The following is a 16,461-nucleotide window of genomic DNA, read 5'->3' on the forward strand; positions in this document are numbered from 1 at the left end:
ATTAAAACCCTACGAAAAAGGCAATATTAATCCGGAAAATATCAAGTGTGTTTCTTAAGTTATTTTTAGCAATTAATAATCGAGATTTATTAAATCAAGCGTTTTATTGGCGGAACTAAGAAAGTTGAAAAAGAAAGAAAACTATATGTTTTGGCTTACTTAATAACTCAGTTTTTTGGACCCTAAAAATAAGCGGCTTTTTGAATTCATTATTTTTCTTTGTTTAGGAGACTCCAAAAGATTTGATTCACATAGAAAACAAACGCAATTACTAATTTTATTGCTTTTGCTTTACTTGATTTTAATTTTTATAACCCAATTGAAACCTCTTTTAAAAGCGCCTGCAAGATTTTTTGTTCTGATAGCCTACTTTGCCAAAGCAAGTTTTTATGAGTACCTGAAGGCTCACTTTTTTAATGCTATTGAAAATTATTATCCTCTTTAGAAACTTGCTTTATTTCTAATTATAAATAAAGAATTAATCTTAGTACGATATTAAATATGTAGTGAATTTTGATTTACATAAAAAAGTGTACTCCTAGTTCTAAAATGGGTGTTCGGTTATCCCCATAAAAAAATATTACATAATGGATTAAATCTATTTATTAAGATCCTTGTAATGTGATGGGAAATGCGAAAAAATATACCCACATTTCATAAGGCTAAATTAAAAAATTCACTCCAAAATTGAGGATGACGATTAAGCGTACAATAATTATTTTGAAAACCTAAATCAGATTTAAACTAACAACCTGTTGAGGAATTATTCATTAAGAATAAATGGTAATTGATGTAATAAAACAGACATGTATTGAACTCCTCTAGATGGTTTTAAGCCCTTCTAAGCTAACTGCTCTTGATTCACGCGCATTATCCACATCTTGTCATTATAGGCGTCATTTAGTTTAGAGTAATACGATATAAGTGCATTCGTCCAAGAATCGTGCTTTTTAAGATATACGTATCTATAATTATTCTTTGGGTTGATAAAATAACTAGCACTTAAACCGAAAGAATTTAACAATTCTACAAATCTCTTTGCATTGTTAGGATTTGCAAAGACATTTGCTATTAAATAGTACCCCGATCCCGCACCATCAATAACATACGATTTTGGTTCAGTTTCGGTAGAGGCCACATTGTCCTTTACTACAACATTGGTAGTGAGTACATCAGAATCGTATTTAGATGATTTTTCCTTGATTTTATTTACGTTGCTGGCATAGGCCTCATTTGTATATTTATTTTCTACGTTCATTATCCACATGGCACCGTCATACATTCCGTTTAGGTTAGAATCATGTGCTGCTACCGCATCTTTAAAAGTATCATAACGTTGTAGATATACATATTTAAGTCCGTTATTGGGGTTATCAATATAATCTGCATTTATGCCTTTGTCATTCAATGTGTTCAAAAAATTATCCATGTATTTGCCTCCCTTGTATACATTGGCAACTACGTAATAGCCATCAGTTACAGCAGGTAAGTTTTTGAACCTTCTACTTTTTACACCGTCTTGAACAACTTCAGGTTTACTTACAGGCTTAACTACTTTCCTTGGTCTATTCGCCACAACCGCATCCTTAGGTTGTACTAGGTCATCCGCTTTCGTATCAACTAAATTATACTGGGTGGTATTAGACTCGGCATCATCTTGCTTATCAATTGTTGTATTGCTTTGGTCATTTGCAACTACTACCCTGTCTTGCTGCTTTTGATTATTATTATTAACTAAAGCTGAGGCCGCACCTGTATTACTTGGGTTTTCGGATGAAGCAATTCCAGTTCTGCTATCATTATCCATAAAAAGCTCTTTTGCTCTTTCTTCCAAGTCTGGCCTGTCTCCGTTTGTCTCATTTCGCACCATACGCATGACCATTTCAAAACGACGCTCTAAATCCGTCTGACGAGATGATTCCAATGAATCTTGGCGAAACATCAATTCTTCAATTATAGCATCATTTTGTGCCAATTTTTGTTTTAGTTCTTCAATCTCTTCATTAGTTGCAATATTCTCTGGCTCTAAGTCATTCTCCACTAAATCATCTTCATAATCATCTTCTAACATCACCCTATCCTCAGTAAGGTTTGGCGAGAAAGAATAGGCAAAAGAAATCTCATGAGTAAGTCCGAAATTATCAAAATTATTAGATAACCCTTTTTCCATGGTATAGCCTAAAGAAATTCTACGGTTAAGGTTGAAACCTACACCCGCTGCTGCGCCATAGAAACTATCGTATCCCGCTTGAATCCATCCTAGTTTTGGAAGATCTAAAATCAAGCTTCCTCCTAATGTTACATCTTCTTCACCAACTTTTCTAACTCTTGCCAATGGCATTAAACGACCTTCTTCTAATATGCCCGCTTGATTTTCAAACTGATGGGTATATTGTAAATGTCCTGAAAAGGTTTTATCCTTAAATTCAGTAAGAGACTCACTTGTTTTAATATTATAATCGAATAAGTTTTCTGCAAAAACACCAACATCAAACTTTCCGTAAGAAAGGTTGAAACCTGGTTGAAATGATAATAAGTTCTGGTCTTGAAGTCCCGCTAAAAAAGGATCTTCCTCAACTGTTGAAGCTCTACTTTGGTCAAAGCCACTTTGATAGTAAGAGACATTCGCTCCAAAAGTAAAATTGCTTTTATCATTCAGTTTAATACCATAGGCATAATTGGCCAACACCCCGAAGTTACTCAATGTACCTTCGCGTTGCGAATATAAGCTCAGGCCCAACCCTGTTTTATCACTAATACGACCACTATAGCTTAAGAAATAGTTTTGATTGTTATCATCAAATTGTACCGATTGGTTTCGGTGTAACAAATTAATATAAGATTTGTCTTCCCTAACCGTTGAAAACGTTGGGTTGATTAAAAATCGGTTGTACTTCAATAGGTTCTGAGCAGGAACATCATACACTACAAACGGATTATCCTCTTGCCCGCTAACCTTCATAGCAGCAAACATAAATAACAATAGATATAAAACACTTTTCTTTAGCATGGTGAGCTTAACGTATTACTGTGATGGTACCTTGTTTAAGTACCTCACTGGCATTCCTTATCTTGTAATAGAATACCATGTTTTGTTTAGTGAACGCAGTAGTAGACTGCGGCCAATTATTTTTATAATCAAATTCATTAATAATTTCTTGACCCTGTTCGTTGTAAATAATCACATTTACATCTTCTTTATTTGAATAGGAATTAGGGATTACCCATTGGTCATTAATACCATCACCGTTTACTGTGATAACATTAGGAACTTTAAACGTATCTAAGAAAGTAACCTCTAATTGCTTAATTATCTCACAATTATCTATCGAAGCAATAAGCGTATAGCTACCCGCTTCGGAAAAAGTTATACTATCAGAATTACTAATTTCTATAGCATTGGCATCTACCCATCTATAAGCGGTTCCTCCGCTTGCGGTTACTATTTTCGTAGTTCCCTCAGGAATTACAATTTCTGTACCAGGGTCAAGAGTTATTAGGTTTTCATTTAACGGAGTAATTGTAATCTCATTTGATAGCAAAGAACAACCATCTCTATCTAAAACTAATTTATATGTTCCTGGTGTAGAAACGGTCAATGTAGCATCCGTTGTGTTTATTGAAGAGCCATCTAATTGCCAGTCAAAAGTAGAAGAACTCAAATCAGTAGTCGTACTAATTGTTATTGTTTCACCACCACTACAAAAAACAGTTCCAGAACTTGTAATATTTACAGTTTCACTGGTCAATAACTGAACAGGTAATGTATTTGAGTTAACATCAAAAGTTTCAATGGTTGCATTTAAAAGGTAAGTACCATTTTCTGAGTTCGATGCGAGACTAACATTTTTACTATTTGCACCTGCAACATCTGCACCTTCTTTTTTCCATTGATATGAAAAGGCATCAATTAAAGAGCTAGTAACGTCTGTTTTAGTTCCATCGGTTGCAACCGCATTAATTAATTCTACTCCCATGGTTATACTCGTAGTTACACATGCTGTATATGTATCGGCATAATTTGTTGTAATCTCAAACGATGCAGGAGATACGACTGTGGTGATATCTGAGTTTTTTGAAGAAACCGAACAAGCACCTCCAGTTTGAGTTACCTCTGCATAATATTCGCCATCTTGGGCAATCGTTATTGTGCTATTTGTTTCTCCAGGTACTTCGATATTATTTCTAAACCATTTGAAGCTAGGCGTATTTGCAGAAGTACTAATGGTTAATGTTTGATTTTGTGTTGGTAAAAGAACCATATTCTGTTCATTGTCAACAGTTACAGTATACAATTCAGCATTCGTTATAGTAACTACTTCTGATGTTTCATTACATATTCCTGTTCCTGCTATTTCAACAGCGTAATCAGCTTCAAATCCTGCAATGGCAGCATTAACCGTATAACTAGTTCCGGTAGCACCTAATATTGCGGTACCATCTTTATACCATTGATAATTCCAGCTAGCATCGGTTTGATCAATACTTAATACTTCTGTATCAGTACTACAAAGAGATGTTTTGACCGGGCTATTTATAGCAATTCCTGCTCCTGTTCCACCAATGTTAACATCAACGATATTAGAATCTGTATTACCAGAACCAGTACATGTTGGTCCATAATCTACATATACATTATACATTCCTGTATCGGTAACATTTAGTGTATGACCTTTTTCACCTGTAAGCTCCGTACCGCTTCTAAACCAAATATACTGATAGGTTTCTGGATTGGCGATATTATCAACCTGCAACGTTATTGCACTTGTACTACATACACTTCCAGGAGGAACTCCGTCACCAATTTCACTAATGTTCAAATTTGAAGTTACATCCATATAATACATATTATATGCAGACGATGCAGAACCGATTTTTACAGGATCTGTACTTCGCACTCGCATTTTATATCCTTGACCACGAGTATCGGTAGGGATAGCAAAGCTGGTGTCAAAATCTTTTATAGTATTCTTATCAGTAATAGTTTGTAGTGTTTGAGCACTATCGAAACTACCATTAGCATCAGATAATTCTAAAATAAATTCGTTACCGGCATTTGCGGTTCCGATCCAGCTGATGTTAACATAGTATTCATTAAACCCACCGTTACCGGCACAAATGGCTGACCAAGGAGTGCTACCTGACAAATTTGGGTTGTCAGCTGGTTCGGGTGCATTGATTACTATTGCTTGTGCCGATAATTGAAAGACACTGAAAAGCACTACTAATGCGCTAAAAATTGATTTTTTGATAAAGGTTTTCATAAGTATTTGTAGTTATGGGGCCACTACGGTTGAAAAGATGGTTAATAAAAAATTTTACTGTTCCATCAATTCATAGACAAATATGTTATTTAATACGACGAACAGGAATTTTATGTTGTCGGAAGGAAGATTTCTGTTGTGAAACGCATTTTATATAAGGTGTATCCAATTTAAACACGCCATTTACTCCAATTTTGCTACTTTTGTAGACTGAAATATAATGACATGAGCGAGACATCAAAGTCTTTGAATTTTATTGAACAAATAGTAGAAGAAGACTTGGTAAATGGGTATACCAAAGAAGAACTACGTTTTCGTTTTCCACCAGAACCTAATGGTTATTTACACATTGGCCATGCAAGTTCTATCTGCCTAAACTTCGGATTGGGTTTAAGATACAACGCGCCTGTTAATCTAAGATTCGATGATACCAACCCTGCTAAAGAAGAGCAAGAGTATGTTGATGCCATTAAAAAAGATGTACAATGGTTAGGGTTTAAGTGGGATACCGAACGGTATGCTTCGGATTATTTCCAACAACTATACGATTGGGCCGTACAATTGATTAAAGACGGTAAGGCATATGTTGACAACCAGTCTTCTGAAGAAATGGCCTCACAAAAAGGGTCGCCAACAGAACCTGGCGTAGATAGTCCTAATAGAAATAGATCTGTTGAAGAGAATCTCGAGCTTTTTGAAAAAATGAAAAACGGTGAGTTTCAAGAAGGAACTCATGTTTTAAGAGCTAAAATAGATATGACCTCTTCTAACATGTTGATGAGAGACCCAATCATGTACCGTATTTTACATAAAGCGCATCATCGAACAAATACCGATTGGTGTATTTATCCAATGTACGACTGGACACATGGTGAAAGTGATTATATAGAGCAAGTTTCACATTCATTTTGTACGTTAGAATTTGCAATGCATCGTGAATTGTACAACTGGTTTTTAGACCAAGTATACGAACCTAATAGAATACGTCCTAAACAACGAGAATTTGCTCGTCGTAATCTAAGTCATACCGTAGTAAGTAAACGTAAATTGTTACAATTAGTTGAACAAGGATTAGTAACGGGTTGGGATGACCCAAGAATGCCAACTATTTCTGGTTTACGCCGAAGAGGGTACACACCTGAATCGATTCGGAATTTTGTAGATACTATTGGTATTGCAAAACGTGATAACCTAATTGATGTTTCCTTACTTGAATTTAATATTAGAGAGCATTTAAATAAAACCACTCATAGAGTAATGGGTGTTTTAAATCCGTTAAAAATAGTAATTACCAACTATCCTGAAGGAGAAACTGAATGGTTAGAGGCAGAAAACTCACCGGAGGATGATGCCGCAGGCACGCGACAAGTTCCTTTTTCTAGAGAAATTTATATTGAGCAAGAAGATTTTAAAGAAGCCGCTAATAAAAAGTTCTTCCGTTTAAAATTAGGTTATGAGGTTCGTTTAAAGAACGGATACATCATTAAAGCTGAGAGTTGTACAAAAGATACCGAAGGGAATATTACGGAAGTACAATGCACATATGACACCAAGAGTAAGAGTGGCAGTGGTACTGAAGAGAGTTTACGTCGCGTAAAAGGAACATTACATTGGGTTTCAATAGCTCATGCGGTACCCGCGGAAGTTCGCTTGTATGATCGTTTATTTACAGATGAAAGCCCAGATACACACAAAGACAAAGATTTTGTAGATTTTATTAATCCTGATTCTTTAAGTGTAATTACGGGTTACGTAGAACCTGCTCTAAAAGATGCGCAACCAGGAGAGCGTTTTCAATTTCAACGTATAGGATATTTCTGTGTTGATTCAGATACAACATCTGAAAATCTTGTTTTCAACAGAACTGTAGGTTTGCGTGATTCTTGGGCCAAAGTTCAAGAAAAAAAATAGCTTAAGAAACACTTAACAACTGAGTATTCAAGCATTTAAAAAAGCCCTTAGAAATAATATCTAAGGGCTTTTTTAATTTTGTAGACCTATAATTGCTTTTCCGCGAACTTAAGTCTTACCAGTAATACAATATGTTTTTGCAGCCTATTTACAATAGTCCCTTTCATTGATTCAAAACTAGCTTCTTAAAAAATTAAAAACCCAGAAACGTGAACGTTTCTGGGTTCATATCTTTATAATACCGATTTAGAGAATTTACTCTTTAGATTTGGGCTTATTTGTTTTTTTCATGCTTTCACCAATCATATTACTAGCCGTAAAACTAGCAACCATATTGTTTAACATATCACTACCGGCCTGAGGAGAATTTGGTAATAAAATTAAATTCGTATTCGTAGCTTCTCCTATACTTTGTAAAGTATCGTAATGTTGGGTAACAACTATTAAAGCAGAGGCCTCTTGTGAATTAATACCCACCTTATTTAAGACCTCAACAGATTCTTCTAAGCCGCGTGCAATTTCTCTTCTTTGATCTGCAATACCCATACCTTGTAATCGTTTGCTTTCAGCTTCGGCCTTTGCCTTTTCTACTATTAATATACGAGCGGCATCACCTTCAAACTGTGCTGCTGTTTTTTGACGCTCAGAAGCATTAATGCGGTTCATAGCCTCTTTAACCTGAGCATCTGGATCAATATCGGTTACCAATGTTTTGATGATGTCAAATCCATAATCCAGCATTGCCTCTTGCAATTCAGATTTAACGGCAATAGCAACATCATCTTTCTTAACAAAGACATCGTCTAATTTCATTTTAGGCACTTCTGCCCTTACCACATCAAACACGTAAGAAGTAATCTGTTCGTGTGGATACTCTAATTTATAATACGCGTCATATACTTTTTCCTTGATTACTACATATTGAACTGAAACCTTTAGTTTAACAAAAACATCGTCTAGCGTTTTTGTTTCTATAATCACATCTAACTGCTGAATTTTTAAACCTATTCTAGCTGAAATTCTCTGTACGAAAGGAATTTTGAATTGAATACCTGATTGACGTACACTAGTAAACCTTCCAAAGGTTTCAATTAAAACGGCTGTTTGCTGTTTTACAATAAATACTCCTGAAAGGATCGTGAAAATGACTAATATCACAATTGGAATCCAAATAAAGTTGCCCATAATTATTAAATTTATAATTTATACTGATAAGATACTAAAAGCCTTCGTATTAGTAGTAATTATATAGCAAATGTTATAGTAGAATTAGCTTATAATTATTTATTAAAACGCATGTATCTAAGTTTCCCCTATTAATCAAGAAGCTAATAGCATTAAGTACCTCATGCCGTTTTATTTTAAAGGTTAACTTTAAATTATAATATACATCAAACAACAGTAATAATGTTAATGTCAATCAATCCGAAATTACCAATGCGTAATAAAAATCAAACAAGGGATTATTACATTGATTCTTTAGGGTTTAAAGAATTAGGGCCTTATGATTATCCACAATATTTAATCCTTGAAAAAGATAATATTCAAATACACTTCTTTCTATTTGAAACACTTAATCCAAAAGAAAATTATGGCCAGGTGTATATTAGGACAAATAACATTAACCAATTATACCAACTGTTATTAAATAACAATGTGCCCATTCACCCTAATGGTAAGTTGGAGCCTAAGCCTTGGGGACAAAGGGAGTTTGCGTTACTTGATCCTGACAATAATTTATTGACTTTTGGCCAAGCAACTAATTCTTAAATTATAAAAAGCAAAAAGGCAGCTCTTTTAGAGCTGCCTTTTTTATGTGGGGTTAAGTTTACTTTCCTAGTTAAATATCAAAACGATCTAGGTTCATTACTTTGGTCCATGTCTTTACGAAGTCACGAACAAATTTTTGTTTTGCATCTTCTGTTCCGTATACCTCGGCCAATGCACGTAACTCTGAGTTAGACCCAAAAATTAAATCAGCTCTTGTGCCCGTCCATTTTACATCCCCTGTTTTACGGTTGCTACCTTCAAAAACAGTATCATCATTTGAAGCAGCTTTCCAAGTTGTACCTATATCCAATAGATTTACAAAGAAATCATTTGTCAACATTCCTGGTTTCTCGGTAAACACACCATGATTAGATCCGTCATAATTAGCACCTAATACACGAAGACCACCAACCAATACAGTCATTTCAGGAGCAGTCAATGTTAAAAGGTTTGCTCTATCAACTAATAATTCTTCTGCTTTTACCGAATATTTTTGTTTTGTAAAATTTCTAAATCCATCAGCTATAGGCTCAAGTGCATCAAACGCTTCAATATCCGTTTTCTCTTGCGTTGCATCTGTACGGCCCGCGTTGAAACCAACGTTTACATCATATCCTGCAATTTTAGCGGCATTCTCAACAGCAGCAGAACCGGCTAAAACAATTAAATCCGCAAAAGAAACTTTCTTATTACCTGTCTGATTCTCATTAAAATCCTTTTGAATTTTCTCCAAAGTAGCGGTAACTTTAGCTAGCTGTGAAGGATTATTAACTTTCCAATCTTTCTGAGGTGCTAAACGAACACGGCCACCATTAGCGCCACCGCGCTTGTCTGACCCTCTAAAAGTAGAAGCAGCGGCCCAAGCAGCAGAAACCAATTCTGAAGTTGATAAACCAGAAGCTAAAATGCTCTTCTTTAATTCTTTAATATCGCCATCATTAATCAACTCAAAATCTACAGTAGGTACTGGGTCTTGCCATAATAACTCTTCTTGTGGAACTTCTGGCCCCAAATAACGGTCAACAGGTCCCATATCACGGTGGGTCAACTTATACCAAGCACGTGCATAGGCATCTTTAAACTCATCTGGATTTTCTAAAAAGTTTCTAGAAATTTTTTCATAAGCTGGATCCATTCGTAAAGAAAGATCAGTTACCAACATAAAAGGTTGGTGTGTCTTACCTGCAATATGCGCATCAGGAACAGTACCCGAACCAGCGTCACCGACAGGTTTAAATTGCCAAGCTCCTGCTGGACTTTTCGTTAACTCCCATTCAAAACCAAATAGGTTTTCAAAATATAAATGACTCCATTTAGTAGGTGTTTGTGTCCATGCTCCTTCTAAACCACTAGTAATAGTATCAGCACCAGAGCCAGAACCATAAGTGCTCTTCCAACCTAAACCTTGTTCCGTAATATCAGCGGCAGCTGGTTCAGCAGTTACATATTCTTCCGGGTCTGCAGCACCGTGTGTTTTCCCAAAAGTATGACCGCCCGCAATCAATGCAACTGTTTCATAATCATCCATAGCCATTCTTTTGAATGTCTGTCTAATATAATGTGCAGCCTCTAAAGGATCAGGGTTTGCATTGTGTCCTTCGGGATTTACATAAATCAATCCCATGTGTGCGGCACCCAGTGGATTTTCTAACTCATTTCCATCTTCATCATATCGTTGCTTGTTTCCTAACCATTCCGTTTCAGAACCCCAATAAATATCTTCTTCTGGTTGCCAAATATCTTCACGACCACCTGCAAAACCGAACATTGGTAATCCCATGCTTTCATGAGCAACATTCCCAGTCAAAATCAATAAATCTGCCCAAGAAATCTTTTTACCATATTTCTGTTTGATAGGCCAAAGTAATAACCGTGCCTTATCTAGATTAGCATTATCGGGCCAGCTATTTAACGGTGCGAATCTTTGATTTCCAGAACTTGCGCCCCCTCTACCATCGGCAATACGATATGTACCAGCACTATGCCAAGCCATTCGTATAAAGAATGGTCCGTAATTTCCGTAATCTGCAGGCCACCAATCTTGACTTGTGGTCATTAATTCAGTCAAATCCTTTTTAATAGCAGCCAAGTCCAATGATTTAAATTCTTCTGCATAATTAAAATCATCATCCATAGGATCCGCCTTTTTAGAATGCAGTCTTAGAATATTTAAGTTCAGCATGTTTGGCCACCAATCTTTATTGGTTGTACCACCACCCGCTGCTTGATTTAATTCACCATTTAAAAATGGACAATCTGCTGCTGAAGATTCATTCACATCCAAAGCTTCTCCTTTTCCGTTATTACTCATGATTATATTAGTTTTTAAAGTTGATTTATTTCTACTACAGTAAATTTATTAATATTTTATTTATTAAAAACTTAATATCAATAGATAAAAACTATGCTGTATCTTCAAATTCAATCCTAGTACTCTAAATAAATCGTCAACATCGTTTTTATTTCCTTTCTAATTTTAGAATATCTCAAAGTTTCAACCTTATAGGTCCATTTTGAAAGAAAGGTATCTCTTTATTAATACATTAGCTATACCAACCAAATATAGATTCCATGAAAAGGATTCCAAAAACCATTATTTTTTCTCAATTCAGCCAAAAATTACTTAACCCTATCCATTATCATTACTCACGAAATATAATTTACAAAATTTCTCTATTGATTCTTTTGGGAGGTTTTCATGCTAATGCCCAAGAAATTCCTAATCCAAATGATGTTATTGGTTTTGAAATAGGTTCAGATTTTAATTTGGCTACCTACGAACAATCAATCAAATACTTTAAAAGGCTCTCGGAAGCAAGTAATTTAGTTGAAATGCAATACGCCGGAAAAACATCAGAAGGTAGAGAATGGAATTATGTGTTGATTTCATCACCAGAAAACCTCAAAAAGATTGACCATTATAAAGCAATTTCACAACAACTTGCACATCCCGAAGACCTTACCAGAGAAATGGCAAAACAACTTGCCGAAGAGGGAAAAGCAATAGTAGATTTAAGTGGTGGATTGCATGCCTCTGAAGTGGCTGGTGCACAACATATTATAACATTGGCCTACGAACTTGTAAGTCATGCAGATAATAAAAAGTATAAGGCCATTCTAGATAATGTAATTTTAGTTTTATGGCCCTCCCTTAATCCAGATGGGCAAGATATCATTGCAAATTGGTATTTAGGAAATGTAGGAACACCATACGAAACCGCACCAACCCCTTGGTTATATCAAAAATATGTAGGTCATGATAATAATCGTGATGCATATATGCTAAACCAATTAGAATCTCGCGTTGTAGGTCGTACATGGCGAGAATGGGAACCGAACATTATTCATGTGCACCACCAATCTTCACCATTCCCTACACGTATTTGGTTGCCACCTTTTGCAGAACCCATTGCACCACAGACTCCACCTTTGGTGGCCCGCGAAGTAAATATGATTGGTATGGCGATGGCTCAAGAATTAGAAACAGAAGGTTTACCAGGAGCGGTGCATATGGGAAAAGGTTTTGATGCTTGGTACCCAGGCTACATAGATTATATGCCCGCAATGCAGAACATCCCATCATTTTGGACTGAAACAGCTTTATATCGATATGCAACACCTCATTTTTATACCATTCGGGATTTTCCCAAAGACAGAGCTGATTTACGCGTTGAATCGCTCTATTCAAGCCCTTGGAAGGGTGGCTGGTGGCGATTGGCGGACGCGGTGCAATATATGCAGACTGCATCAATTGCTGTCTTAGATTATGCCGCAAAATATAAAGAGACGTTACTCTTTAATAAATATCAAGCAGGTGTTACCACTATAGAAAAATACAAGAATGAGCCACCGTATGCATATTTCATAAAACAAGATCAACGAGATCCGGTTCGTCCTGTAGAATTATTAAAAAGATTGGCATTTAATGGTATCAAAATTTCTCAGCTAGATAAGGCTATACTTTTTGAAGGCATGAATTACCCTAAAGGAACGTGGGTGATCCCTATGGCACAGGAATTTGGTGAGTTGGCACGTCAGTTAATGGATGTTCAAGAATATCCTGATTTGAGAGAATCACCAGACGGACCTTTAGAGCAGCCTTATGACGCGGCGGGTTGGACATTACCCTATCAAATGGAACTTGAGGTTATTGCAGCAATGTCACCGTTAACGGAACAAATTCAAAAAGCACTCGTTCCGGTAAAAGGTACGCCAGCAAATGAAGAGGAAAAGGCAGATGTTAGCAAAATTGACTTTGTCGGTGGAGCCGGATTTAACACGAATGCAGTTGCTGCGGGAATAGTGCCGTTGCCGGGTTCATTAAAGGGTAATGGCGGAACCTTGTTCTTAAACCCTAAAGAGAACAATACATTTAGGGTTGTTGGTGAGGCTATGGACAAGAGCCTTCCTATAGTTTATGATTCTAAAAACAAATCTTATGGTATTAAAAATGCCAATCGTTCTCAAATGCAAAAATGGGTAAATGATTATGCGGTTAATGGTGTTTTAGGTTCAAGCAGTTCTAAAGCGAAAGTTACCTCAAGAATTGCAGTTTATGACCCATGGACTGCAAGCATGGACATGGGATGGACAAGGTGGTTGCTAGATAATTTTGGAATACCGTACACCGTAATTAGAAACGCTGATGTGGTAAATGGTAGATTATCTGAACGTTTCGATGTTATTTTACTCGCTTCTGAACGACCCGAGACTATAAAAAATGGGTTTACAAAAGGTATGGCGCCGCCACAATATGCAGGTGGTTTAAAAGGACAAGGCATACGGAATATTGATTCTTTCATCAGTGAAGGCGGCACATTGGTTTGTCTAAATAAGAGTAGTGATTTTGCTATTAATGAACTTCATTTACCAGTAGTAAATAGCATTAAAAATCTAGAAAGAAATGAGTTTTTTACTGGTGGTTCAATTTTAGAAGTAGAACACAATAACCAACACCCTGTAATGGCAGGAATGCCTGAAAAATCAGGTGTTTTTGTTTTTGATAGTCCTGTTTTTAAAACACTTGATGGGTTTCAGGGAGAGGTTCTTGCGCGATATCAAGAAAAAGGCTCGCCTTTATTATCTGGCTATTTGGTAGGTGAGGAGTATATGAACAAAAATGCTGCTGCTTTAGATGTTTATTATAAAAAAGGCCATGTAATACTATTTGGTTTTCAACCCCAATGGCGCGGACAACCAATGGGTACATATCGTGCATTGTTTAATGCCCTGTTATATTCGAAAAATATAGCAAATGAGCACAAAGCAATAGAGGAGTGGTCATCTACAGAAATCAAAAAAACCGTTGAAGATGAAAAGGGGATATAGAATATTAAACCACGTGTGGAGATTCTTAAGTATTTCTCTACTTGCATTTTTAACCATGAGTTGTTCAAGCTAAAATATACTGCAAGCATAAAACCTTTACTCGATAAACAACTAAAACAAACCCATACAGAACAAAATTGGTTTGTGCCGATAAACACAGTTTTATTTGTTATTACTGAACGTCAGGCGAATTGGAAAGATGGTTCAGAAAACCATTCTATAGCCGAACTCGTTTCACATGTATCTTTTTTTTAGAACGAAAGAGTTTTAATTGCTTTTAAAGGTGGCAATGGAAGTTACATTTAATACAAATTCTGAGGGAAATTGGATTAATACAAATTAGAACCTAGATAATTTGCAAATAGAGTGGTAACATATTGTTCAAGAAGCACCCGTTAAAAAACCAAAAATCTGGAACACAGAAATTCTAAATTCATCAACACATATCGCATATCATACAGGTCAAATTATTTATATCAGAAAACAGAACAAATGGTGGCCCTAAACCCTGTTCTTTTAACAAATTCTTCTGATATGAAATTTATAAATCTAACTAAATTGCACACCAAGATTGGTTCATACGTATGAGTAAGGATAGTAGGCGGAAACAACAGGCAAAATTGCTGCGTAATTTTAGAAAAATTCACCGAATCACTGGTGCGGCTTTATTTATATTTTTCTTTTTCATTGCAATTACCGGACTTCTTTTAGGTTGGAAAAAACACAGTGGAGGCATTATATTATCAAAATCTTACCAAGGAACTTCTACAGAACTTAAAAATTGGCTACCAATAGATAGTTTAAACACTTTGGCAGATTCATATCTACTAAAAACAATTTCACCAGAACTTTCTACCGAAATAGATCGTATCGATATTCGTAAAGAAAAAGGGATGGTTAAATTTATATATGCCAATCATCTTTGGGGCCTTCAACTTGATGGCGCAACAGGAAAATTACTTCATGCAGATCGTCGTTACTCTGACCTAATAGAGCACATACATGATGGTTCAATTTTAGATAATTATTTAGGCACGAGCAATAATCAAATTAAGGTTTTTTACACCACAGTTATGGGTGTTGCTCTTTTGGTTTTTACGATTACAGGCTTTTGGCTTTGGTATGGCCCTAAACGTATGCGAAGAAATAACCATACTGCTTAAAAATTAGGTTTAGCTTTGGGCTCTCAAGAATTTATTAAAATTATGTCAGACCCTAAGAAAAAAGAAGGTTTAGAAAAACCAAGTTTACATCACAGAAATAAACATACAGGCCGTTACGATTTAAAGGCACTTCGCCTAGTTAATCCAGAATTAAAAGAATTTGTTGCCAAAAATAAATATGGTAATCTAACTATCGATTTTTTTAATCCTAAAGCTGTTAAAGCGCTTAATAAAGCGTTATTAATTTCTCAATATGGATTAGATTTTTGGGATATACCAGATGGTTTTCTTTGTCCGCCAATACCAGGGCGCGCAGATTACATACACCATATTGCAGATATACTAGCTGCAAGCAATGAAGGAACAATACCAAAGGGAGAACAGATAAAATGTATAGATATTGGTGTGGGAGCAAATTGTGTGTATCCAATTATAGGAAATAATACCTACGGATGGTCTTTTATTGCTACAGATATAGACCCAAAAGGTATTGAAGCTGCACAAAAAATTGTTACCTCAAACCCTTCACTTCATGGTAAAGTTGAATTTAGACTACAGCCAAAACCAGAGCATATTTTTTCGGGAATATTAAACACCAATGAAAAAGTAGATTTAACTATTTGTAATCCGCCTTTTCATGCTACCCAAGCAGAAGCAGAAGCCGGAACTTTACGAAAGCTTAGTAACCTGAAAAAGAAAAGGGTAAAAAAACCCGAACTGAATTTTGGAGGTCAAGGTGGTGAATTATGGACCGATGGTGGTGAGAAACGTTTTGTGCTCAATATGATTAATGAAAGTGGGCAGTACCCTAAAAACTCTGCATGGTATTCAACATTAGTCTCCAAACAATCTAACCTTCGAGCGTTCTATGATCGTTTAGAAAAAATTGGAGCTACCGAGCATAAAACAATACCAATGGGTCAAGGAAACAAGATGAGTAGAATAATAGCCTGGACATTTTTATCTCCAACAGAGATGAAAACTTGGGCAGATGAACGATGGGGAAGCAAATAATATATTTCCTA

9 protein-coding genes are annotated in these 16,461 nt (G+C 35.9%); 5 read left to right on the plus strand and 4 right to left on the minus strand.

Annotated elements, in window-relative coordinates; all coding sequences use genetic code 11:
* Positions 1-841: 841 nt before the first annotated feature.
* Both AAC084_RS00670 and AAC084_RS00675 read right to left on the minus strand, forming a co-directional pair.
* On the minus strand, positions 842-3,010 hold the full coding sequence (locus tag AAC084_RS00670; RefSeq protein WP_339835525.1) for a type IX secretion system membrane protein PorP/SprF: 2,169 nt from the start codon (positions 3,008-3,010) through the stop codon (positions 842-844).
* A gap of 7 nt (positions 3,011-3,017) precedes the next feature.
* On the minus strand, positions 3,018-5,264 hold the full coding sequence (locus AAC084_RS00675) for a gliding motility-associated C-terminal domain-containing protein (protein WP_339835527.1): 2,247 nt from the start codon (positions 5,262-5,264) through the stop codon (positions 3,018-3,020).
* Positions 5,265-5,489: 225 nt separating this feature from the next.
* Here AAC084_RS00675 and AAC084_RS00680 point away from each other — a divergent pair, with 225 nt between their 5' ends.
* Positions 5,490-7,175 carry a glutamine--tRNA ligase/YqeY domain fusion protein gene (locus tag AAC084_RS00680; RefSeq protein WP_339835529.1) on the plus strand — a complete coding sequence of 562 codons (1,686 nt, stop codon included), beginning with the start codon at positions 5,490-5,492 and terminating at the stop codon, positions 7,173-7,175.
* A 255-nt stretch (positions 7,176-7,430) separates the two neighbouring features.
* On the opposite strand, the gene AAC084_RS00685 is transcribed toward AAC084_RS00680, so the two are convergent.
* Positions 7,431-8,360, minus strand: coding sequence for an SPFH domain-containing protein (locus AAC084_RS00685; RefSeq protein ID WP_339835531.1), 930 nt, complete (start codon positions 8,358-8,360; stop codon positions 7,431-7,433).
* Positions 8,361-8,582: 222 nt separating this feature from the next.
* Between AAC084_RS00685 and AAC084_RS00690 the strand changes: the two genes are divergently transcribed.
* Positions 8,583-8,945, plus strand: a complete 363-nt coding sequence (locus AAC084_RS00690) for a VOC family protein (RefSeq protein WP_339835534.1) — start codon at positions 8,583-8,585, stop codon at positions 8,943-8,945.
* A 70-nt stretch (positions 8,946-9,015) separates the two neighbouring features.
* On the opposite strand, the gene katG is transcribed toward AAC084_RS00690, so the two are convergent.
* Positions 9,016-11,256: a catalase/peroxidase HPI gene (gene katG / locus AAC084_RS00695; protein WP_339835537.1), complete on the minus strand. Its 2,241-nt coding sequence runs from the start codon at positions 11,254-11,256 to the stop codon at positions 9,016-9,018.
* Between the two features lie 260 nt (positions 11,257-11,516).
* Here katG and AAC084_RS00700 point away from each other — a divergent pair, with 260 nt between their 5' ends.
* The 3 genes from AAC084_RS00700 (at position 11,517) to rlmF (ending at position 16,450) form a co-directional block, all read left to right on the plus strand.
* Positions 11,517-14,273 (plus strand): M14 metallopeptidase family protein, encoded by a 2,757-nt coding sequence (locus AAC084_RS00700; protein ID WP_339835540.1) that lies wholly within the window; start codon positions 11,517-11,519, stop codon positions 14,271-14,273.
* A 584-nt stretch (positions 14,274-14,857) separates the two neighbouring features.
* Positions 14,858-15,436: a PepSY domain-containing protein gene (locus AAC084_RS00705; RefSeq protein ID WP_339835543.1), complete on the plus strand. Its 579-nt coding sequence runs from the start codon at positions 14,858-14,860 to the stop codon at positions 15,434-15,436.
* Positions 15,437-15,478: 42 nt separating this feature from the next.
* Entirely contained in the window at positions 15,479-16,450 is a 972-nt protein-coding gene (gene rlmF / locus AAC084_RS00710; protein WP_339835545.1) for a 23S rRNA (adenine(1618)-N(6))-methyltransferase RlmF, read from the plus strand.
* The last annotated feature ends 11 nt before the right edge of the window (positions 16,451-16,461 follow it).

The sequence above is a fragment of the uncultured Maribacter sp. genome (assembly GCF_963977385.1).
GTDB lineage: Bacteria > Bacteroidota > Bacteroidia > Flavobacteriales > Flavobacteriaceae > Maribacter.

Coding starts and splice junctions, on each gene's coding strand:
- katG (WP_339835537.1), bottom strand. CDS start 11,256: ATGAGTAATAACGGAAAAGGAGAAGCTTTGGATGTGAATGAATCTTCA.
- AAC084_RS00705 (WP_339835543.1), top strand. CDS start 14,858: ATGAGTAAGGATAGTAGGCGGAAACAACAGGCAAAATTGCTGCGTAAT.
- AAC084_RS00700 (WP_339835540.1), top strand. CDS start 11,517: ATGAAAAGGATTCCAAAAACCATTATTTTTTCTCAATTCAGCCAAAAA.
- AAC084_RS00675 (WP_339835527.1), bottom strand. CDS start 5,264: ATGAAAACCTTTATCAAAAAATCAATTTTTAGCGCATTAGTAGTGCTT.
- AAC084_RS00685 (WP_339835531.1), bottom strand. CDS start 8,360: ATGGGCAACTTTATTTGGATTCCAATTGTGATATTAGTCATTTTCACG.
- AAC084_RS00680 (WP_339835529.1), top strand. CDS start 5,490: ATGAGCGAGACATCAAAGTCTTTGAATTTTATTGAACAAATAGTAGAA.
- AAC084_RS00690 (WP_339835534.1), top strand. CDS start 8,583: ATGTTAATGTCAATCAATCCGAAATTACCAATGCGTAATAAAAATCAA.
- rlmF (WP_339835545.1), top strand. CDS start 15,479: ATGTCAGACCCTAAGAAAAAAGAAGGTTTAGAAAAACCAAGTTTACAT.
- AAC084_RS00670 (WP_339835525.1), bottom strand. CDS start 3,010: ATGCTAAAGAAAAGTGTTTTATATCTATTGTTATTTATGTTTGCTGCT.